The organism is Neorhizobium turbinariae, assembly GCF_023223505.1.
Taxonomy (GTDB): domain Bacteria; phylum Pseudomonadota; class Alphaproteobacteria; order Rhizobiales; family Rhizobiaceae; genus Neorhizobium; species Neorhizobium turbinariae.
In genome coordinates, this window is the sequence record NZ_JALPRY010000010.1 from 24948 (window position 1) to 45297 (window position 20350).

Annotated in this window: 19 protein-coding genes and 1 tRNA gene; 7 read left to right on the top strand and 13 right to left on the bottom strand. The window is 61.5% G+C overall.

The window, feature by feature from the left end; all coding sequences use genetic code 11:
• Nucleotides 1-215: 215 nt before the first annotated feature.
• The gene (locus M0654_RS08745) at nucleotides 216-977 is read left to right on the top strand and encodes a DeoR/GlpR family DNA-binding transcription regulator (RefSeq protein ID WP_248682765.1); all 762 of its coding nucleotides are present in this window, start codon (nucleotides 216-218) and stop codon (nucleotides 975-977) included.
• 8 nt (nucleotides 978-985) lie between these two features.
• Here the strand turns inward: M0654_RS08745 and M0654_RS08750 are convergent, their stop codons facing one another.
• Both M0654_RS08750 and M0654_RS08755 read right to left on the bottom strand, forming a co-directional pair.
• On the bottom strand, nucleotides 986-1156 hold the full coding sequence (locus M0654_RS08750) for a hypothetical protein (RefSeq protein WP_199925185.1): 171 nt from the start codon (nucleotides 1154-1156) through the stop codon (nucleotides 986-988).
• Between the two features lie 87 nt (nucleotides 1157-1243).
• Nucleotides 1244-2137: an AraC family transcriptional regulator gene (locus tag M0654_RS08755; protein WP_248682766.1), complete on the bottom strand. Its 894-nt coding sequence runs from the start codon at nucleotides 2135-2137 to the stop codon at nucleotides 1244-1246.
• Nucleotides 2138-2325: 188 nt separating this feature from the next.
• On the opposite strand from M0654_RS08755, the gene M0654_RS08760 reads away from it, so the two are divergent.
• Both M0654_RS08760 and M0654_RS08765 read left to right on the top strand, forming a co-directional pair.
• Nucleotides 2326-3081, top strand: a complete 756-nt coding sequence (locus tag M0654_RS08760; RefSeq protein WP_248682767.1) for an SDR family NAD(P)-dependent oxidoreductase — start codon at nucleotides 2326-2328, stop codon at nucleotides 3079-3081.
• Nucleotides 3082-3245: 164 nt separating this feature from the next.
• Nucleotides 3246-4493, top strand: coding sequence for an NAD(P)/FAD-dependent oxidoreductase (locus M0654_RS08765; RefSeq protein ID WP_248682768.1), 1248 nt, complete (start codon nucleotides 3246-3248; stop codon nucleotides 4491-4493).
• A 57-nt stretch (nucleotides 4494-4550) separates the two neighbouring features.
• Here the strand turns inward: M0654_RS08765 and M0654_RS08770 are convergent, their stop codons facing one another.
• Nucleotides 4551-5207, bottom strand: coding sequence for a TetR/AcrR family transcriptional regulator (locus tag M0654_RS08770; RefSeq protein ID WP_248682769.1), 657 nt, complete (start codon nucleotides 5205-5207; stop codon nucleotides 4551-4553).
• Nucleotides 5208-5349: 142 nt separating this feature from the next.
• On the bottom strand, nucleotides 5350-5895 hold the full coding sequence (locus tag M0654_RS08775; protein WP_248682770.1) for a gluconokinase: 546 nt from the start codon (nucleotides 5893-5895) through the stop codon (nucleotides 5350-5352).
• 170 nt (nucleotides 5896-6065) lie between these two features.
• Between M0654_RS08775 and M0654_RS08780 the strand changes: the two genes are divergently transcribed.
• Complete coding sequence (locus M0654_RS08780) at nucleotides 6066-7298, top strand: TadE/TadG family type IV pilus assembly protein (RefSeq protein ID WP_248682771.1); 1233 nt, start codon at nucleotides 6066-6068, stop codon at nucleotides 7296-7298.
• Nucleotides 7299-7301: 3 nt separating this feature from the next.
• Here the strand turns inward: M0654_RS08780 and M0654_RS08785 are convergent, their stop codons facing one another.
• Both M0654_RS08785 and rirA read right to left on the bottom strand, forming a co-directional pair.
• Complete coding sequence (locus tag M0654_RS08785) at nucleotides 7302-8333, bottom strand: AbrB family transcriptional regulator (RefSeq protein WP_248682772.1); 1032 nt, start codon at nucleotides 8331-8333, stop codon at nucleotides 7302-7304.
• 158 nt (nucleotides 8334-8491) lie between these two features.
• A complete protein-coding gene (gene rirA, locus M0654_RS08790; RefSeq protein WP_118848755.1) occupies nucleotides 8492-8962 on the bottom strand; it encodes an iron-responsive transcriptional regulator RirA in 471 nt (156 codons plus the stop codon).
• 174 nt (nucleotides 8963-9136) lie between these two features.
• Here rirA and M0654_RS08795 point away from each other — a divergent pair, with 174 nt between their 5' ends.
• Nucleotides 9137-9415, top strand: coding sequence for a hypothetical protein (locus M0654_RS08795; protein ID WP_248682773.1), 279 nt, complete (start codon nucleotides 9137-9139; stop codon nucleotides 9413-9415).
• A 9-nt stretch (nucleotides 9416-9424) separates the two neighbouring features.
• On the opposite strand, the gene M0654_RS22750 is transcribed toward M0654_RS08795, so the two are convergent.
• Nucleotides 9425-9550, bottom strand: a complete 126-nt coding sequence (locus M0654_RS22750; RefSeq protein ID WP_282571586.1) for a hypothetical protein — start codon at nucleotides 9548-9550, stop codon at nucleotides 9425-9427.
• Between the two features lie 161 nt (nucleotides 9551-9711).
• A complete protein-coding gene (locus tag M0654_RS08800; RefSeq protein ID WP_248682774.1) occupies nucleotides 9712-11208 on the bottom strand; it encodes a CoA-acylating methylmalonate-semialdehyde dehydrogenase in 1497 nt (498 codons plus the stop codon).
• Between the two features lie 116 nt (nucleotides 11209-11324).
• Between M0654_RS08800 and M0654_RS08805 the strand changes: the two genes are divergently transcribed.
• Complete coding sequence (locus tag M0654_RS08805; RefSeq protein WP_248682775.1) at nucleotides 11325-12233, top strand: LysR family transcriptional regulator; 909 nt, start codon at nucleotides 11325-11327, stop codon at nucleotides 12231-12233.
• Between the two features lie 28 nt (nucleotides 12234-12261).
• Here M0654_RS08805 and M0654_RS08810 read toward each other — a convergent pair whose 3' ends face one another.
• The 3 genes from M0654_RS08810 to M0654_RS08820 form a co-directional block, all read right to left on the bottom strand.
• The gene (locus M0654_RS08810; RefSeq protein ID WP_248682776.1) at nucleotides 12262-12507 is read right to left on the bottom strand and encodes a helix-turn-helix domain-containing protein; all 246 of its coding nucleotides are present in this window, start codon (nucleotides 12505-12507) and stop codon (nucleotides 12262-12264) included.
• 229 nt (nucleotides 12508-12736) lie between these two features.
• Nucleotides 12737-12813 (bottom strand) — tRNA-His (locus tag M0654_RS08815).
• Nucleotides 12814-12921: 108 nt separating this feature from the next.
• A complete protein-coding gene (locus M0654_RS08820) occupies nucleotides 12922-13368 on the bottom strand; it encodes a phasin (RefSeq protein WP_248682777.1) in 447 nt (148 codons plus the stop codon).
• A gap of 224 nt (nucleotides 13369-13592) precedes the next feature.
• Between M0654_RS08820 and M0654_RS08825 the strand changes: the two genes are divergently transcribed.
• The gene (locus tag M0654_RS08825) at nucleotides 13593-17294 is read left to right on the top strand and encodes an ATP-binding protein (protein ID WP_248682778.1); all 3702 of its coding nucleotides are present in this window, start codon (nucleotides 13593-13595) and stop codon (nucleotides 17292-17294) included.
• 263 nt (nucleotides 17295-17557) lie between these two features.
• Here M0654_RS08825 and M0654_RS08830 read toward each other — a convergent pair whose 3' ends face one another.
• Both M0654_RS08830 and M0654_RS08835 read right to left on the bottom strand, forming a co-directional pair.
• Nucleotides 17558-19510 carry an acetoacetate--CoA ligase gene (locus tag M0654_RS08830; RefSeq protein WP_248682779.1) on the bottom strand — a complete coding sequence of 651 codons (1953 nt, stop codon included), beginning with the start codon at nucleotides 19508-19510 and terminating at the stop codon, nucleotides 17558-17560.
• Nucleotides 19511-19530: 20 nt separating this feature from the next.
• Nucleotides 19531-20349 (bottom strand): ABC transporter permease, encoded by an 819-nt coding sequence (locus M0654_RS08835; protein ID WP_248682780.1) that lies wholly within the window; start codon nucleotides 20347-20349, stop codon nucleotides 19531-19533.
• Between the last annotated feature and the right edge of the window lies 1 nt (nucleotide 20350).

Consider the following 20350-nt stretch of genomic DNA (forward strand, 5'->3'; position numbering starts at 1 on the left):
TCTAGAGAGCGCGCGTTAGATAGGGCGATGAACCGACCATGTCGAGGCACGGAAGCTGCATTACCGTCGCATGGTGAACTTCTTTTAGAGAAAGAAACCGATCTTGGTTAAGCTACCAGGAACATCTCGTTTTTTCTTGCCGGCAAGTCTGTTGCACGATCTTGGATCATCGCGCTCTTCGTGCAATCTACAGCAGACCGACAGAAGGAAGATCCATGCTCACCACCGAACGCAAGGCGTTGCTTCTCGATGCGTTGAGCAAGAATGGCCGGATCATCGCCAAGGAGTTCAGCACGGCACTCGGCGTCTCCGAGGATACCATACGGCGTGACCTCCGAGAGCTTGCAAGCGAAGGCCTGCTGCAGCGGGTCCATGGCGGAGCCCTTCCCTCGTCCAAAGCCCTGGGAGACCTGCAGGCGCGCCGGAGCGTATCGGCGGACGAGAAGACGGAGATCGCAAAGCTTGCCGCCGGCATGGTGCGGCCGGGGCAGATCATCTTCCTTGATGGCGGCACGACGACCGTCAAGCTCGCCCGCGCACTGCCGAAGGACCTGCGCGTGACGGTGGTGACCCATAGCCCTGATGTCGCCACCGCGCTTCTCGACCACCCGGAGGTGGAGGTGGAACTGATCGGCGGGCGCATCTACAGACATTCCAACGTAGCCGTGGGCGCGGTTGCGATCGAGAACCTCTCGCATATCCGCTCGGACATCTATTTCATGGGCGTCACCGGCATTCATGCCGAACACGGGCTGACGACGGGCAACCTGGAAGAAGCGGCAGTGAAGCGCGCCATTTGCCGGCAGGCCGCCGAGACGGTCGTGCTGGCATCACGGGAAAAGCTCGGCGCTGTCTCCGCCTATAGTGTTGTAGGGTTCGAAGAGGTGGATACGCTTCTCGTCAGCCGGAAATGCCCGGAAGACCTGCTCGCGCCCCTGCGCGCGATCAGCGTCCAGATCAGCAGCACCCGAACTTGAAGCGCGGCTTATTTGCTTGCCACGGCGCCATAAACGACAAAGAAAATGAAAAGCCCAACGAAGGCCGCGCCGACACAAGCGAGGCCGAACATGCTCAAGGCGCCAAACTTCGGCTTGCCGCGCGGCGCCGGTGCCTCGTTCGTCTTGTCCTGATGTTTTGGCTGGTCGTCTCGTTCCATCTGCGCCTCCCGGTCTGCATCTCCAGGTCGATTTGGTTCGCCAACCTTCGACGACACGCGAAGTTCCGGACACGGCAGGGTGATCGATCAGGCGGCGACCTGCGCCTTGCCGCTGCTTTCGCGGATATCCCTCGCCGGCGTGGTCCCGAACAAGCGCCCATATTCGCGGGTGAACTGAGGAATGCTCTCATAGCCGACCGCATAGGCGGCATTGCTGATGGCCGCACCTTCGGAGATCATCATCCGCCGCGCTTCGATGAGGCGAAGCTGCTTCTGGAACTGCAGCGGCGAAAGAGACGTCACTGCCCTGAAATGCTGATGGAAGGATGACGCGCTCATGCCCGCGACGACCGCCAGACGCTCGACGGGAAGCGTCTTGGCATATTCGGCGCGGATCACCGCCACCGCCCGCGCGATCCGGTTCGCATGGCTATCGGCAAAGCCAAGGTTCCGTATGCCGACGCCATGGCGGCCAGTCAGCAGCCAATAGTGCATCTCCCGGATCAGTTGGTCCTGCAACACCGGGATTGACGCCGGCCGGTCGAGCAGCCGCATCAGGCGCAGCGCCGCGTCGGCAACCTCCGCTTCGGTAGGATCGATGCGGATCGGCGCGCCCGTTCCGGTTTGCGCCACGCCGATCTCCATCACCAGCGACTGCGTCACCACCGGGTCGATGTCGAGCACCAGTGAGTAATAGGGCGCGCCCGCGGTGGCGCGGGTGATCTGGCTCACATTTGGGACATCCGCGGCAATCAGCAGCGACTCCCCTGCGCCGAAGTCGAAGGTCTCGCTCCCCATCGTCACCCGCTTCGATCCTTGCAGGACGAGCGCCACAAGCGGCTTGGAGATGGCGTATTGCAACTCGCTCGGAGCCGTGGCGCGCATCGCGAACAGGCCGGGTATGAGCGTACGGGCAACGCCGAACGCATCGGCATTGGCATCAGCAAAGCGGCGGACGCAGTCCAGCAAGGTGTTGCTCATGGCGGCTCCTGTCGGTGCAACAGAGAGAGAGCGATTAAACTGCCGAACGGGCTATCCGGCAAGTCACCTTGGAGGATCAGGCAAAACGGCAAGCGCTTCAAGCAACCGGTGCCCGGCGAGATGGAGGATAAACGGCCATCCCAAACGGGAGGCAGATACCTCCCTCCAAACCTCGAAGGAGAGCCCACATGAGCACAGTATCGATCGTCACGGGTGGCAGCCGCGGGCTTGGCCGCAACACCGCCATCAGCATCGCCCGTCGCGGCGGTGACGTCATCATCACCTATCGCAGCGGCGAAGATCAGGCAAAAGACGTTGTGGCCGAGATCGAAGCACTCGGCCGCAAGGCCGTCGCCATCCAGCTTGATGTGACAGACATCTCGTCCTTCGAGGACTTCGCGGCCAAGGTCAGCGAGGCGCTGGCCGCCACCTGGCAGCGGGATTCGTTCGACCACCTGGTCAACAACGCCGGGCATGGCGACATGGCAAGCTTTGCGGAAACAACGGAAGCGCAGTTTGATGCCCTGTTCGATACTCATGTGAAGGGCGTGTTCTTCCTGACGCAGGCGTTGCTGCCGCTGCTGAAGGATGGCGGCCGCATCATCAACTTCTCCTCCGGCCTCACGCGGATTTCGGCTGCCGGCTTTTCGGCCTATTCCGCCGCCAAGGGAGCGATCGAGGTCCTCACCGTCTATATGGCAAAGGAGCTTGCACCCCGTAACATCACCGCCAACGTGGTCGCACCCGGCGCCATTGAAACCGACTTTCTGGGTGGAGCGGTGCGAGACATGCCGGACCTCAACAAGCAGTTCGCAGCAATGACTGCGCTGGGTCGTGTCGGCGTTCCTGATGATATCGGCCCGGTCGTTGCAGGCCTGCTTGGCCCGGAAAACCGTTGGATCACCGCACAACGGATCGAAGTCTCGGGCGGCCAGGTCATCTGATCTCGGATGCGAGGCCGCGGGATCCTCACCGTAGCCTCGCCCCCGTTGCACAGCCGCCTCAATGACCTGCTGATAATCCGGCGAGACTGCATTTTTCGTTTGCGCCGCCGCATTGGCGGCGGCATGGTCACCTCCAGCTAACGAGTTGGAATGGAAAGAGGATCATGGCAGCGGATGCAATCGTGTTGGGAGCCGGAATCGTTGGAGTTTCAACGGCACTTCAACTAGCGCGGCGCGGCAAATCAGTTGTTCTGGTGGACAGGAAGGACCCGGGGCTCGAGACGTCGTATGGCAATGCCGGCTTGATCCAGCGCGAAGGCGTGGTGCCTTACGGGTTCCCGCAGCAGTTTGGGCTTATCCTGCGCTACGCCCTCAACAACCGCATTGATGCGCATTTCCACTGGCGGGCGATCCCGTCCGTTTCTTCCTTCCTGGCCAAGTACTGGTGGCACTCGAACCTTTCCCGCCACCAGCTGATCGCACGGGCTTATGCGCCGCTCATCGAACATTCGATCTCGACGCACAACGAGTTGATCGAAGAGGCCGGCGCGCAGGACCTCATCGTCAAGAACGGCTGGACGGAAGTCTTCCGCACCAACGGCAAGCGCGACAGCGAATTCAAGGAAGCCGAACGCCTTGCCAGCGAATATGGCGTCGCCTTCAAGCGTCTGACGCCGGCGGAACTCGCCGAACAGGAACCACATCTTTCGACGGATTTCGTGGGCGGGCTCCGCTGGGAAGATCCGTGGTCCGTCAAGGATCCGCTGGCGTTGACGCGGGCCTATGTCGCCCTTTTCGAAAAGCTCGGCGGCCGCGTGCTGAAGGGTGATGCCAAGAGCCTTTCCAAGACGGCTACCGGCTGGCGCGTGGTTGCCGGCAACGGAACAGTCGAGGCCAAGGACGTCGTCGTGGCGCTTGGACCGTGGTCAGACACAGTCACCAAGCCGCTCGGCTACAACTTCCTCGTCGGCGTCAAGCGCGGCTATCACATGCACTATGGCACGAAGGGCAATGCGAAGCTCAACGGCTGGACCATGGATGCCGAGCGTGGCTACTTCCTCGCGCCGATGACCCAGGGCATCCGCCTGACAACCGGTGCGGAGTTCGCCCGCCGTGACGCGCCGAAGACCCCCGTGCAGCTTGACCGCGCGGAAGCCGTGGCCCGCTCCATCTTCCCGCTGGCCGAGCGTCTCGACAAGGAGCCCTGGATGGGCGCCCGCCCCTGCACGCCGGACATGATGCCGGTGATCGGCAAGGCGCCGCGCCATGACGGCCTCTGGTTCGCATTCGGGCATGCCCATCACGGGCTGACGCTCGGACCGGTCACCGGCCAGGTGATTGCGGAAGCCATCGTCGGTGAGAAGACGCTGCTCGACATCTCGTCTTACCGGCCGGAGCGTTTCGGCGCCTGATGAAGAGATAGACCCCAGCCGAGCCTCGACACGACGAAGCTCGGCTGAGGATGATCGTTAAAGCTCAGTGGGGAAACTACCCTTCAGGTAGTAAGTCGCCTGGGCACGCGTGATTGATTTGAACTGCTTCACCAGTTGCTCGGCTTCGGCCTGCGGCACCATCAGTGCGAGCCGAAGCGTCGACCCCGCCATGTGGAACATCACCAGCAGCGTTTCGCGATAATCCTGCCGCCGCGCCTCATCCACGAACTGGAAGGTCGCGTCGTAGAACATTTCCGCCTGGACGCGTGTCTCGTTGATATCGCGGTCGGACAGGCGCTTATCGGCCTGGATTGCGTTCAAAAGGTCCTGCGTCGAAGGCCTTTCGCGCATCTGGTTGTAGTAGAGGTCGAACAAGCCGGTGGTCGCATCCACGGCATCGGACGCGTTCTCAATCCCCTTGATGTGGTCGAAGACAAAAGAGCGGACTTCATCGGCGTAACGCTCATAAAGCGTACCGATGATCGCCGATTTGTTCGGGAAGTATTGGTAGACGGAGGCGATCGGTCCGCCCGATAGCGCGGCGATCTCCTTCATCGTCACCGCGTCGATACCCTTGCGCCCGATCAGTTCCATCGAGACCTTCAGGATCTCGTCGATCCGGTCACGGCTTCGCTCCTGTTTCGGCACCCGGCGAAGCGAATTGCTCCCCTGGCCACCCGTCGAATCTGGCATGCGTACACCGTCTCCTCACAAACACCTGCCGACCATTTCGCGCCTCGAGCCGGTTCCCTCCTCCGGGCGAGCCACTCAGAGCGCAAAAATTTCGGTTCATACGATGGAGGACGTCTCCCGGATCACTCCGGAACGAGATTTTTTATTCGCCAGGCGTGGTGGGCAGGGCTTCGAGCTTCTGCATCGCGTCATCGACGATGGTTTCGAGATCGGCGTCGATGTCTACCGCAACGACACCGGTTTCCCCGCGAGGGTCTTCCAGCGTCGCGAGCTGGCTCTGCAGCAGGGAGGTTGGCATGAAGTGGCCCTTGCGGGCGCCCATGCGCTGTTCCAGGAGTTCCGGATCGCCGGTCAGGAAGACGAAATGAAGTGGCCCCCGGCTCTCCTGCCGGAGCCGGTCGCGATAGATCTTCTTCAGGGCCGAGCAGGTCACCACCACGCTTTCGCCGCGCTGTGTGGCGGCAGCAAGCTCGGCACCAACGAGATCGAGCCAGGGCCAGCGATCGTCATCCGTCAGCGGGATGCCGCGGGCCATCTTCTCGACATTCATGGCCGGATGCAGGCGGTCGCCTTCGATGAACTGGCAGCCGAGCCGTTGCGCCAGGCGTTCGGCGACGGAGGTCTTGCCAGACCCGCTCACACCCATGACCACAACCGCAAGCGGAGACCGAGCTTCAGGCTTCAACATCTATTGGTACTCCCAGAAGGACACCGACTGCAGCCGGGCTTCAGAATTCGAAACCTGAGTTAACCTCAGATTTTCCAATTTTCTTACCCGAAGGTTTAAGAAGGTGCGGGTTAAATCGGAGCGAGCTTAACCAATCCGATTTTTCAGAACTACTGACGGGGCGTATAAATATGCATCGGTTCCGCCGCAAGATATCGCATCAACTCCGCCACCTGGCTGGCGATCGCGGAGGCAATTTCGCCCTGACGACCGCGCTGCTCCTCGTGCCACTCGTTGCTGCTGCCGGCGGCGCGATCGATTATGTCGACGCCTCACTGGAACGGACCCGGCTCCAGGACACGCTTGATGCCGCGATCTTGAGCGCCGTGTCCAAGCCTGACCCAGCAAGCCAGCGTGATGAAGCAGAACGCTTCCTGGCGAACGCCGTCAGCAGCGATACCGACCTGCAGAGCGCATTGATCGTGACGGCCAATCCAGACGGCAGCCTGACGGGCATCCTGGCCAGCAAGGTGGACACCAGGTTCCTGTCGGTCGTCGGCATCAAGAGCATGGACATCAAGGTGCGGTCGACGGCGATTGCGGTCAAGGCGGAGCAGTTCTCCGACACCTGCATCCGTGTGCTCGGCAACCAGCCTACGGCGGTCCTCATCAACACGGGCGCCAACGTCAAATCCAAGAAATGCGCCGTCGAGGTCGCCTCGACCCAAAACCCCGCCTTCACCATGAACAGCGGCGCGACGATTGCCACCGCAGACTTCTGCGTCGCCGGCACAAACTACCTCAAGAACGGCGGCACGCTGAGCAACCTGAAGACGGGCTGCAACGTCTCGCCTGACCCATACGCCGGCAAGATCCCCGAACCCACCGTGTCGGCGACCTGCACGAGCAGCGGCGTGAGGAACGAGCCCGTCGTGGAACTCGCGCCCGGCGTCCATTGCGGCACGACCTTCCACGGCACGCCGGTCATCACCTTCAAGCCCGGGCTCCACATCATCAAGGGGCGGATGATCCTCAATACCGGCACGACGGTGATTGCCGAAGGCGTCACCTTCTATTTCCCGGATACCGACAGCGAAATCCGCGCCAATGGCGGGCTGAGCTTTACCGCCAGCGCGCCGACCAAGGGCGTCTACAAGGGCATCCTGATGTTCGAGAAAACGAGCGACCCGGCCAACAATGCGCGCAAGCAGCAGTATATCTTCAACGGCTCCCTGGGCGAGAACCTGAGCGGTGTGATTTACCTGCCGAACCGCGATGTGGTTTACAACTCGAAGACCAACCAGGAGAGCAAAATCTCGCTGGTGGTCAACACGATCATCATGAACTCGTCGCAGTGGCAGATCGAACCCTATGAGGGTATCGGCGGGACATCCGAGATCAAGGCTGTCCGCCTGGTCAACTGACGATCAACGCTGGCGCATCGCCCTTGCGAGCGCCAGCGGCATCAATGCCGAGAGGAACAGCAGGCGCAGCACATGGTGCGCCCCGACATAGGTGGGATTGGCATCAAGCATCACCGCCATGGCGGACATGGTCTCCAGTCCGCCCGGCGCAAAGGCGATCAGCGCTGCATCCAGCGGAATATCGAGCGCGTGCGACACGCCGAAGGCTGTTGCGACAGCGATGAAGGTCACGGCGACCGTAGCGACGGCGCCGGCAATCGCAGCCTTCTTTACCTCGGCAAGCGAGACCCCGCTGAAGCGGGTGCCGATCAGCGCGCCAAGGATGACATAGGTCGGGATCAGCAGCCAGTTCGGCACCGCGCCGCTGGCAAAGCCGGTGACGTGCGTCGCGATCGACACGAAGACGCCGCCGAGGAGAAGTGCCGCGGGAAGCCGCAGACGCAGGAACAACGCGCCGAGCGCAACAGCCGCGACAAGCGACCCGATCAAGACCGGCAGGCTCATCACCGGCACCGCCAGGATCGTGCCGCTGTCAACGAGATCCAGAACCGTAACGATGATCGGGGTGATGATGGTCAGCGCCAGCACCCGCACGCTTTGTGCGATGCTGACGGTCCGCACGTCGCATCGCGTTTCTGCCGCGAGGCTTAGCACATAGCTCAGATGTCCCGGCGAGGATGCCAGGAGCGAGGTGACGCGGTCATAACCAAAGAGGCGCTGCAGCAGCGTCGAACTCGTGAACAGCAGCACCGTCATCGTCACCAGCACCATCACGAAGCTCATCGGCCAGGTTCGCGCCGCGACGATGACTTCCGGCGTCACCGTCGTTCCCATGGACACGCCGACGATCACGAAGCAGACGTTGCGCACGTCCTGCGGCACCGCGAGCCTGAGCCCGGCAAGGGAGGCGAGCGTCACCGCGATGGCGGGACCGATGAGATAGGGCGCCGGGAATGAAATCAGGATGGCCAGCAAGGCGCCTGCAAAGCCGATCGCAGCGGTCAGCGCGAAAGCTGGCAGTTCCGAAGGAGACATGGGCGCAGGTCCGAAGGGCATGGGGAAAAACGACCGGAGGAACCCGGCAGGATGCCGCTTCTTCTATTGAAAAGAAGATTCGGGTCAACCTTCACACCAAGCCGGAACGAAAAAGGCACCGCCGAAGCAGTGCCTTTGGAAAGGAACTTTAGCGCGCCTCAGGCGGCGGGCGCTGCGATCTTCGGGGCGCGCAGGTCATCGAGGCCAAGCAGGAAGTTGATCTGCGGGCGGGCCTTGACGAGATCGTCGATCGTGTATTCCGCGAGCACGTCGAAGAAGGCGCCGAGCGCCTTGCGCAACGCCGCGTTCAGGCCGCAGCTATCAACCAGCGGACATTCCACCGCGCCGTCTTCAAAACATTCCGCCATGGCGAAGCTGTCTTCCGTCACCTTCACCACATCAAACAGTGTGATGCGCTCGGCAGCACGGCCAAGCTTGACGCCGCCATTGCGGCCACGCACGGTTTCAACGAGACCGGCCTTGGTGAGCGGCTGGAGGATCTTGAACAGGAAGAGTTCGGATACGCCGTAAGCCTTGGCAATTTCCGGGATGCGGCTGAGATGCCCGTCATTGGCCGCGCAATACATCAACATCCGCACGGCGTAATTGGTCTGCTTCGTCAGGCGCATTCTGTTCTCCCGAACCTTGTAGAGGTTCTATATAGAGGGTCAGCTAGTTTTGAACAATTCCAAAATAAGAAAATCTGCATCAAGTTTGGCGCCTGCGACAACGCAAGCGTCATGAACAATGGCGGGGTTTCCCGGCGCGATGGCGCGCACCCGCATGTTGTGCGAAGATAGGCGATGTTATCGCCCGATCTGCACGAGGTCCTGACCATACTTTACAACGCTGGCGCCTCGCGCGTGCCGGCCGAGGAACTGGACTGGAACAAGGAGATGACCCCTGCCCTCAACCATGCGCTGACAATGCAATACGTCGTGCGGCGCGACACACGGCACGGGCGGCTGTTCTCGCTCACCGAAGCGGGTTACACAGCCATTGGCCAGGAAGCTCCTGCCCATCTGTCGATATCCCGCGCTTTCAGATCGATATTCCGGATCGGCGGCGGATCGCCTGACTAATCTCCGGTCTCAGTTGACCATGGTGATGGCAACCAGTGCCGGAATGGTGACCGCGACCAGCGCGAAGCTCAGTATCATCGCAAGCTTGGTGAAATGAGCGCGGCGTGCGCGCCTCTCGTCCCACTCGTATACCATAATACTCTCCCCCAACGCCTACTCCGCAGCCAAGTTAGATCAGTCTGCGGCTAGGTCAATGCAAAGGTATAATCATACCGAGCTTGCCTGAGGATTGTGTGGATAAGCTCACCCTAAAAAAGAAAAGGCCTCCGAAGAGGCCTTTCCGAGAACTGTTGCCGTCACTTCATCGTCGGCATGACGAATTCCGCACCATCCTTGATGCCGGACGGCCAGCGCGCGGTGATCGTCTTGGTCTTCGTCCAGAACTTGATGGAGTCGGTACCGTGCTGGTTGAGGTCGCCGAAGGACGAGGCCTTCCAACCACCGAAGGAGTGATAGGCGAGCGGAACCGGGATCGGCACGTTGATGCCGATCATGCCGATATTGACGCGGCTTGCGAAGTCTCGGGCGGCATCGCCATCACGGGTAAAGATCGCAACGCCATTGCCGTATTCATGCTTCATCGGCAGGGACAGGGCTTCTTCGTAGTTCTGGGCGCGAACGACGGAGAGGACAGGGCCGAAGATCTCGGTCTTGTAGATGTCCATGTCCGGCGTGACATGGTCGAACAGCGTGCCACCGACGAAATACCCGTTCTCATAACCCTGCAGCTTGAAGCCGCGGCCATCGACCACGAGCTTGGCGCCTTCCTCGACGCCACGGTCGATCAGGCTGTTGATGCGGGCATGCGCTTCCTTGGTGACGACCGGACCCATGTCGGCCTTTTCGTCCGTGTACGGGCCGATCCGCAGCGACTCGATCTTCGGCGTCAGTTTCTCCACCAGGCGGTTGGCGGTTTCTTCGCCAACCGGAACCGCGACCGACACCGCCATGCAGCGTTCGCCGGCCGAACCATAACCCGCGCCCATCAGCGCGTTGACGGCCTGGTCCATGTCGGCATCGGGCATGATGATCATGTGGTTCTTGGCGCCGCCGAAGCACTGGGCGCGCTTGCCGTTCATCGCGGCCGTGCCATAGACGTAGCGCGCAATCGGCGTCGAGCCGACGAAGGAAACCGCGCCGATATCCGGATCCGTCAGGATCGCATCAACGGCTGCCTTGTCGCCATTGACGACATTGAGGATGCCAGCGGGCAGCCCGGCTTCCATCATCAGTTCTGCAAGCCGGATCGGCAGGGACGGATCACGCTCGGACGGCTTCAGGATGAAGGCGTTGCCGCAGGCGATTGCCGGCGCGAACATCCACATCGGGATCATGCCCGGGAAGTTGAAAGGCGTGATGCCTGCGCCAATACCGACCGGCTGGCGGATGGAATACATGTCGATCTGCGGGCCGGCGCCTTCGGTAAACTCACCCTTGGAAAGGTGCGGAATACCGATCACGAATTCGCAGACTTCCAGGCCGCGGATGATGTCGCCCTTGGAGTCTTCTACCGTCTTGCCGTGCTCGCTCGAAAGCAGCGTCGCCAGTTCGTCCATGTTCTGGTTGAGGAGGTCTACGAACTTCATGAACACGCGGGCGCGGCGCTGCGGATTGGTCGCAGCCCATTTCGGCTGGGCTTCCTTGGCGTTCTCAACCGCGGCGCGGATTTCCGAAACGCTCGCCAGCGCGACCTTCGCTTGAACTTCGCCCGTTGCAGGGTTGAAAACGTCTGCGGTGCGGCCGCTGGTGCCGGCGACCCGCTTACCGCCGATAAAATGCCCGATCTCGCGCATGGTGATGCTCCTCCTGATAATGGCTTTTGTGGCTGCAGAGGATACTCGGCGCTTTGCACAAGGCAACGCTGTAGTTTAAGCATCCGTTGTGCAAAATTTGACATCAGGAGTGCGGCGTGAACTGGGATGATGTGCGTATGTTCCTCGCCGTTGCGCGTGCGGGGCAGATCCTGGCCGCGTCACGACGGCTTGGCATCAACCACGCGACTCTTGGTAGACGCGTCACCGCGCTTGAGGAGGACCTGCGCGTGCAGCTACTGGTGCGCCGCACCAACGGCTGCGAACTGACGGCTGAGGGGGAAGTGTTTTTTCGTGCCGCAGAGCGCATGGAAACGGAGATGCTTGCCGCCCAGGCCAGCACGGGCCGCGTGGATGCGGCGATCTCCGGCACGATCCGCATCGGAGCACCGGACGGGTTTGGCGTGTCGTTTCTGGCGTCGCGGCTCGGAGCGCTGACACATCGGCATCCCGAACTGAAGCTGCAACTGGTGCCGGTGCCGCGGTCGTTCTCGCTGTCGCAGCGGGAGGCGGACATAGCGATTACCATCGAGCGGCCGGAGGAAGGGCGGCTGGTGTCCTCCAAGCTTACTGACTACACGCTGGGACTCTACGCGTCACGATCTTACCTCGACGCCGCCGGGCGGCCGGAAACTGTCGAAGCGCTGAAGGACCACAGCCGGATCGGTTACGTGGAGGACCTGATTTTCTCCCCTTCCCTCAATTTTACCGGCGAGGTGATGCGGGATTGGGATCCGCGCTTCGAGATTTCAAGCGCGATCGGCCAGACGGAGGCTGTCCGTTCCGGCGCAGGAATTGGCATTCTGCATGATTATGTGGCGCGGCAGCATCCGGAACTTGTCCGCATCCTGCCGCAGATTGTCATCCGGCGATCCTACTGGACAACCTATCACGAGACGACAAGGAACCTGGTGCGGCTGAGGACTGTCGTTGATTTTCTCAACGAACTGGTTCGGCGGGAGGCCGAGATTTTCGTGTCCGAACCTTCGGACCACGAGACGGCGTGACCGGCCGCCGAAGCGGCCGGGCCAGAATTCAGTTCGGCAGGAACTGGGAAACCGGAACGCGAAGGGCTGCAGCGATGCGCTTCAGCTTGCGCGGATCGGCATCCGAACCGTTTTCGATCCGGATGATCTCGTCACCAACCAGACCCGTGGTGACGGCCAGTTCATCGATGCTGTAACCCACGGCACGGCGGGCTTCATTAACGGCGTTAGCAATATGCTTCGGCGAAATCTGCGTTCCTCCCTTGGAGGAAAGCTTGTTGATTGAAATGGTCATAGATCCATGTCCTTCTTAAAGCGACTGCCGCAAAACGGCAGCTGAAGGTGGGCGATAGCCCGTCGTGCGAGCTTATTAATGAGGCGCTCGCAGGCGCAAATGTAGGCAGATATGCGCCCTGAACAAGGGCGGATGCTGCGACCCACGACATTGTGTCCGCTTCTGGGCGAAGCAAATACATGCCGGTAGGTTGGCGAGAACTCTCTAGATCGGTGGTAAAATAAGAGAGTGGTACGGTTGGGTGGAGTTGAACCACCGACCTCAGGTGCCACAAACCTGCGCTCTAACCAACTGAGCTACAACCGCACAAAGCGCTCGTCGCGCCTTCGGGGGGTCACATACGGCGATCGGCTTGTTTTTGCAAGCCCCTTTCACCGAAATCGACGTGGCTGGATTTCTCCAGCCCCCGACCTGTTAGGAGACCTTGAAAGAGGCCATTGCCTTTTCGGCAGCTTCCTTGCCAGGCTTGGTAACGTCTTCCGCAATCTTGCGGGTAATGTCCTGCATGGCCTTGGCCTGCTCGACCGTGGTTTCAGCCTGGCGGCGGAAGAACGAGGTCTGCAGTTCGATCAGTTCGGAAACCGAACGGACACCAAGCAGGGCTTCCATGTGGCTGAGCGACTGGTCGGCATTGGTCCGAAGCGCATCAATCGCCTTCAGTCCAAGCTCAACAGAACCAGCCTGTGCCGTCTGTACTGTGGATTCAACCGTCTTTGCGGCTTCCTCGGCAGCAGTTTTCATCTTAGCATAGGCGTCCCGCGACTGAGCTGCACCCTTTTCGGCGAACTCGCGAAAACCTTCAGTAAACTTCGACGGGTCGAAGGCAGAGAAGGAAAAGACATCGTCAGTTCTATATGCCATCGTTTTGGTCCTTGTTGTTGTTTTGTTTGGCAGCGGCCAAGATCACATGCCTTATATATAGACCACGTTATTGTGCATTGCAATATGATTGTGCACCGCACAAATCGGCGCGTTAACCTTGTCGCCGGTTTCGCATGCCCTACCCTCGACCAGAAGCCGAGGCACAGCTATTAACAAAGGGTTAAATGCCGCCGCCCGTCGGCTCTGAACATCAAGGTCTGGCCATGTCCGTCGTACAGTACCCGTTCATAGACATTGCCGTTCACGAGCGTATCCGTGACCGCTTCGCAGCCGGCGATGCCCTTGTTCTGTTTTCCGCCGATCTCACGACCGCCTTGTGGGCGAACGGCCGTGGCGCTGAACTTTTCGGTTTTTCCGCGATCTATGACCTGCTCGAGCAGGGCCCAAAGCGCGCAAATGTGGCTTTCCGACAGTTGGAGGCGGCAGCCCGTCAGCTTGGCCAGCCAGGCGACAACCGCAGCTTCACCATCCGTATTGCATCCGGGTTCCAGCGCGTGCCGGTTCAGGCGTCCTGCGAACTGGTGGAGATCCATGGCAAGCCGGCGCTGCTGTTCGGCGCGCCGGTGAATAAGCACGCCCGCCCGCTGAATGCCGTGGCGGCAGAGATGATCAACGGGTTCGACGACCCCGACACCCACATGGCGGTAATCGATGCCGATGGCACGGTTCTCGCGTCCTCGCCGGATTTCGACGCGCTGCAGATCAGCGCGCAAACGACCCGGATGCTGGCGACCATGGCGGGAAGCGAACCGAGCCGGCTCGTGAAGCGCCCGATCCCGACGGTCAAGGGGTACCTGCCGGCGGCGCTTGGCAAGCTGTCTGATGATCCGGCGCTGCATCTGCTCTTTACCGTGGAAGCCGTCGAGGGACGCTCCACGGTGGAGGCCTCCTATGAGCAGCCGGATGAAGCGCCCGCCGCGCCGACGCCAGAAACCTATGCCGACGCCATCAGTGCAGTCTCCGAGATCGAAGAGGCCGACGAGCCCGAAGAAGAGATCTCGCTTGATGTCGCCGTGCCAGTCGAAAGCGATCCGCAGCCGGCTGTTGCCGTTGAGGCGCCGAGCGAGGAACCTCCGGTAACCGCGCAAGCCCCGGAACCTCAAGCCGAGGCCGTTGACGCTGGCGAAGAACCTGTCGCGGCGAAGCCGGCAGGCTTTGTTTTCCAGCCTGGCGCGCGCGCCACGCGTTTTGTCTGGAAGATCGACGCCGAGGGGCGCTTCAGCGAGGTATCGAGCGAGTTCGCCGAAGCGGTCGGCCCGCATGCGGCCGACATCAACGGCATGGCCTTTACCGATCTTGCCTCGCTTTTCCATCTCGACCCCGACGGCAAGGTGGCGGAACTCCTGAGCAAGCGCGATACCTGGTCGGGCAAGACGATCTGGTGGCCGGTCGAGGGAACGGCACTCGTCGTGCCGGTCGATCTCGCAGCCCTGCCCACCTATACCCGCACCCGGGAATTTGACGGCTTTCGCGGTTTCGGCATCGTGCGACTTGCCGATGTCGCCGAAGACCCGAATGCCATCGGCCTGACGCTCTCCCCTTCCCTCGAGCCCGAGGGGATTGAGGAAGCGGAACCTGCGTTCTCGGAAGCGCCCGAACATCCGCCTTTCTCCTTCGAACCGGAAGACGCCACAGACGAACCGCTCGAGTCGCACGCGTCGGATGAAACTGTCGAGCCACCGGTAGAAGACAATGCTGCCGAAACCGAAGTCGATGAGACTGCCCCGGCGCCGGACGTTACGGACACCGAAACCGAAACCCAAGCCGAAGAGCCGACCGAAGAGGCTACCGACGAGGTTCATGAGGAGCCGGCGAGCCCGCACCAGTCCGGTCGGCAGATCCCGTCACTGCTGGATTGGCCGCAGGGCGAGCGTCCGGCGTTGCGCATCATCGAAAATCCCGGCCGGCGCACGTCTGACAAGATCATCAAGCTCGAAGAGCACCGCTCGAACCGCCGTGATGGCCTGAGCCCGGTCGAGCAGGCGGCCTTCCGCGAAATCGCCCGCCAGCTCGACAGCGTCGTGCATCGGGAACCGGACGAGACCCAGGCGCCGGAAGAGCCGATTTCTGTCGCCGATGAAACGCCGACGGACGCGCTCACGCCCGATCCGACACCGGATGAAAATATCGCGCCGACTGACACCGCTGCCGAATTCACCGAAGATCAGGTTGAGGACTCGGCACCGGAAGCACCCGTGGAGCCGGAAGAAGAGATCGAAGCGACAGCTTCCACCGAGGAGCAGCAGCCAAGCGCGGAAACCGATGAGGTCTCCGAGCCGGAAGCGGTGAACGCCACCGAAGACGAAACGGCCGAGGAGGCGAGCGCCGAGATCGAGCCGAGCGAAGAACTTTCCGATCAGGAATTGCTGCGGCAGATGATCCCGATGCGCGAGCGGATCGGCCTGTCGGCGGAGATCATCGACCAGATGCCGGTGGCGCTGCTCGTGCATAGCGGTGATGTGCTGATCCACGGCAACCCGGAATTCCTGCGGCTGACGGGCTATACCTCGCTGGACGACCTGATCGAGATCGGCGGGCTGGATGCGCTGCTGCAGCGGCAGGATTTGGAAGGCAAGACGGCGCAGGCTGGCGGCATGGTTGTCGTCCGCGCCGATGACGAGCTGGTTCCGGTTACTGCGCGGCTGCAGTCCGTACGCTGGGATGACACGACGGCACTGATGCTGGCGCTGATGCCGGTTGCAACCGAGGGCGCGCCAACCGATGGCGGCGACGGCGCTGCCGACGTGATCCCGCTCCGGCCAGACCGCTCGGCCGACCAGATGCAGCGCCTGCAGGTCGAAGTGGAGGAACTCCGGGCGATCCTGGAAACTGCGACTGACGGCGTCGTCATCATCGGCGCGGAGGGCGATATCCGCTCCATCAACCGGGCGGCCAGCGCGCTCTTCAACTACGACAATGACGAGATCACCGGCAAACCCTTCGTCACGCTCTTTGCCCATGAAAGCCAGCGGGCGATTGTCGATTACCTGAGTGGCCTATCGGGCCACGGCGTCGCCAGCGTCTTGAACGACGGGCGGGAGGTGATCGGCCGCGAAGCCAATGGCGGCTTCCTGCCGCTGTTCATGACGATCGGCAAGCTGACCTCCTCCAACGGCTACTGCGCGGTGATCCGCGACATCACCCAATGGAAGCGCACCGAGGACGAGTTGCGGAGCGCCAAGCGGGCGGCAGAAACGGCGAATGCCCACAAGAGCGAGTTCCTCGCCCATGTGAGCCACGAGATTCGTACGCCGCTCAACGCGATCATCGGTTTCGCCGACATGATGGCGACCGAGCGCTTCGGTCCTGTCGGCCACCCGCGCTACATCGAATATGCCCATGACATCGGGCGGTCCGGTCGCCACGTGCTCGACATCGTCAACGATCTCCTGGACATCTCCAAGATCGAGGCCGGTGAACTGGATCTCGATTTCGTCGCCGTGGGCTTGAACGAAACGGTGTCCGAGGCAGTCTCGATCGTTCAGCCGCAGGCCAACAGCCAGCGGGTCATCATCCGCACGGCGCTGTCGCACACGGTGCCGCAGGTGGTTGCAGACCTTCGGTCGGTAAAGCAGATCGTGCTCAACATCCTCGCCAACGCCATCCGCTTTACGCCGTCCGGCGGGCAGATCGTCGTCTCCACGGCTTATGAGGCGAATGGCAGCGTGGTCCTGCGGGTCCGCGATACCGGCATCGGCATGACGCGTTCTGAACTCGAGCTCGCGATGAAGCCGTTCCGCCAGATCGGTGCGGCCCGCAACCGGGGTGACGGCACCGGCCTTGGCCTGCCGCTGACAAAGGCGATGGTTGACGCAAACCGCGCCGCCTTTTCGATCAGTTCGGCCCCGAACGAGGGTACGCTGGTGGAAATTACCTTCCCCTCGCCGCGCGTGCTTGCCACCTGAACGGCGACGTAATCTTCAGCGAGATCAATCCTAGCGTGTAGGACATTCCAAAAGAAAGGCAGCGAGAGCTGCCTTTTAAAGTTTATGCTGTCCAACGAGGTCGGAGGGGAGACATCATGTCCATGGAAGCTCGCGGCTTACGCGATCTTCCATACACCGGATGGCCCCATGTTGCTCCACTTTTGGCCGCCAAACCTTAATGAAGCGTTACCGCTGCACCGATTGGGAACGGCCAAGCCGTATCCTGCGCCAGAACAGGACGATCAGGTCTTCAAAGCCTCCAGCCCGGCATAAAGGTCCAGCGCTTCGGGGTTCGCGAGCGCTTCCTTGTTCTTCACCGGCCGGCCATGCACGACGTCGCGCACGGCAAGCTCGACGATCTTGCCCGACTTGGTGCGCGGAATATCCGCCACCTGGATCACCTTGGCCGGAACGTGGCGCGGCGATGCACCAACGCGGATGCGCGTCTTGATCGCCTGGATCAGGGCATCATCCAGCACATGGCCGTTGGCGAGGCGGACAAACAGCACCACGCGCACATCGTCTTCCCAATCCTGGCCAATGCAGATCGCTTCCGCCACCTCTTCCATCTGCTCGACCTGATTGTAGATTTCGGCAGTGCCGATCCGCACGCCGCCCGGATTGAGCGTCGCATCTGAGCGGCCGTGGATGACAATGCCATCATGCTCGGTCCATTCGGCAAAGTCGCCATGGTACCATACATTGTCGAAGCGCTCGAAATAGGCTGACCGGTATTTCTTGCCATCGGGGTCGTTCCAGAACATCACCGGCATGGAAGGGAATGCTTTGGTGCAGACCAGTTCGCCCTTTTCGCCCCGCACCGGCTTTCCGTCATCATTCCAGACGTCGACCGCGAGCCCGAGCCCCGGCCCCTGGATCTCGCCACGCCAGACCGGCTTCAGCGGATTGCCCAGCACGAAACAGGACACGATGTCGGTTCCGCCAGAGATCGAGGCCAGATGCACATCCGGCTTGATGCCTTCGTAGACAAAGGAGAAGCCTTCCGGCGAGAGCGGCGAGCCGGTAGAGGTCAGAAGCCGCAGATCCGAAAGATCATGCGTGTTGGCGGGTACGATGCCGCTCTTGCGCACCGCATCGATATATTTGGCGGAAGTCCCCAACACCGCGAACTTCTCATCCTGCGCATAATCGAACAGCACATTGCCATCTGGTGCGAACGGCGAGCCATCGTAGAGGCAGAGCGTAGCGCCGACGGCGAGGCCCGAGACCAGCCAGTTCCACATCATCCAGCCACAGGTGGTGAAGTAGAAGAGCTTCTCGCCGGGCACGATGCTGCAATGGAGCCGGTGCTCCTTGAGGTGCTGCAGCAGCGTTCCGCCAGCCGAATGCACGATGCATTTCGGAACGCCCGTGGTGCCTGACGAAAACAGAATGTAGACCGGATGCGCAAAGGGCAGCGCCTCATAGATGATCTCGCCGGCCTGATAAGGCGCTGTGAACTGCTCCCAGGTGCGGCCGGTCGGAAGCGCGGCGGCGAGTGACGCGGCATCGCCGGCATAAGGCACGACCAGCACCGGCGCCTTCAGCACTTGCGAAACCGCCCTCACCTTGGCCGAAAGGTCCTGAAGCTTGCCATTGTACCAATAGCCGTCGCAGGTGATGAAGAGCTTCGGGTCGATCTGCCCGAAGCGGTCCAGCACGCCCTGTTCGCCGAAATCCGGCGAGCAGGAAGACCAGATGGCGCCGATCGAGGCGGCGGCGACCATGCAGGCCACGGTCTCGGGCATGTTCGGCATCATCGCGGCAACGCGATCACCCTTTCCGATGCCAAGCGCCCTGAACGCCTGCTGCAGCCGCGACACCTCGGCGCGCAGCCTGTCCCACGACCATCGGTAGCTGACCTTGTCTTCCCCGCGGAAGATCAGCGCGTCGCCGGCACCGGTTCCAGTCAGCAGGTTCTCGGCGAAGTTCAGGCTGGCGTCGGGAAAGAAGCGGGTCGCCAGCATGTCGTCGCCGTGTTCCAGCGCCCGATCGCCCTTCTCGCCCTTGATGCCGCAGTGGTCCCACACCGCCGACCAGAAGTCGGCGCGCTCGTTGATCGACCAGGCGTAGAAGCTATCGTAGTCAGGAAAGTCGCGCCCGTACCGATCAGATGCCCAGCGCATGAACTGAATGAGCGGCGTCTTCTGCTGCGTTTCCGGCGACGGGCTCCAGAGCGGCCCTTCCTTGCTCATTCCATCTCCTCCCAGAAAACTTATGGCTCGGCGCGCGCTGCGTCGTGTTCGTCGCGGATCCGGCGCATCTCCGTTCGCTTGGTCGTCAGCGAGGCAATGATCACGCCGATCGTCACAAGCCCGATCAGGATCGTGCAGATGGCGTTGATTTCCGGCGTCACCCCAAGCCGCACCTGGCTGTAGATCTTGATCGGCAGCGTGGTCGCACCCGGCCCGGTGTTGAAGCTTGCAATCACCAGGTCGTCCAGCGACAGCGTGAAGGCGAGCATCCATCCGGCCAGCACAGCCGGGAAGATCAGCGGCAGGGTGATCTTGAAGAAGGTCTTCACCGGCGGACAACCGAGATCAAGCGCCGCCTCCTCCAGGCTCCGGTCGAAGGTCATCAACCGCGACTGCACGACGATCGCCACGTAACACATGGTGAAGGTGGTATGGGCGATGGTGACCGTCCAGAAGCCACGGTCGACATTGAGCGCCACGAACAGCAGCAGCATCGAGAGACCGGTAATGACTTCCGGCATCACCAGCGGCGCATAGATCATCCCGGAAAACAACGTACGCCCGTAAAACCGCTGGTAGCGCGTGAGCGAGAGCGCGGTCAGTGTTCCAAGTACGGTGCCGATGGTGGCACTCAGCACGCCGACCCGCAACGTCACCCAGGCGGCGTCCATCAGGCCCTGGTTCGACCACATGGTGCGATACCAGTTGAGCGAGAAGCCGCCCCAAACCGTGACCAGCTTGGAGGCGTTGAAGGAATAGATCACCAGGATGACGATCGGGATGTAGAGGAAGGCGAAGCCAAGCGTCAGCACGGTCGCATCGAAGCGGGAAGACTTCATC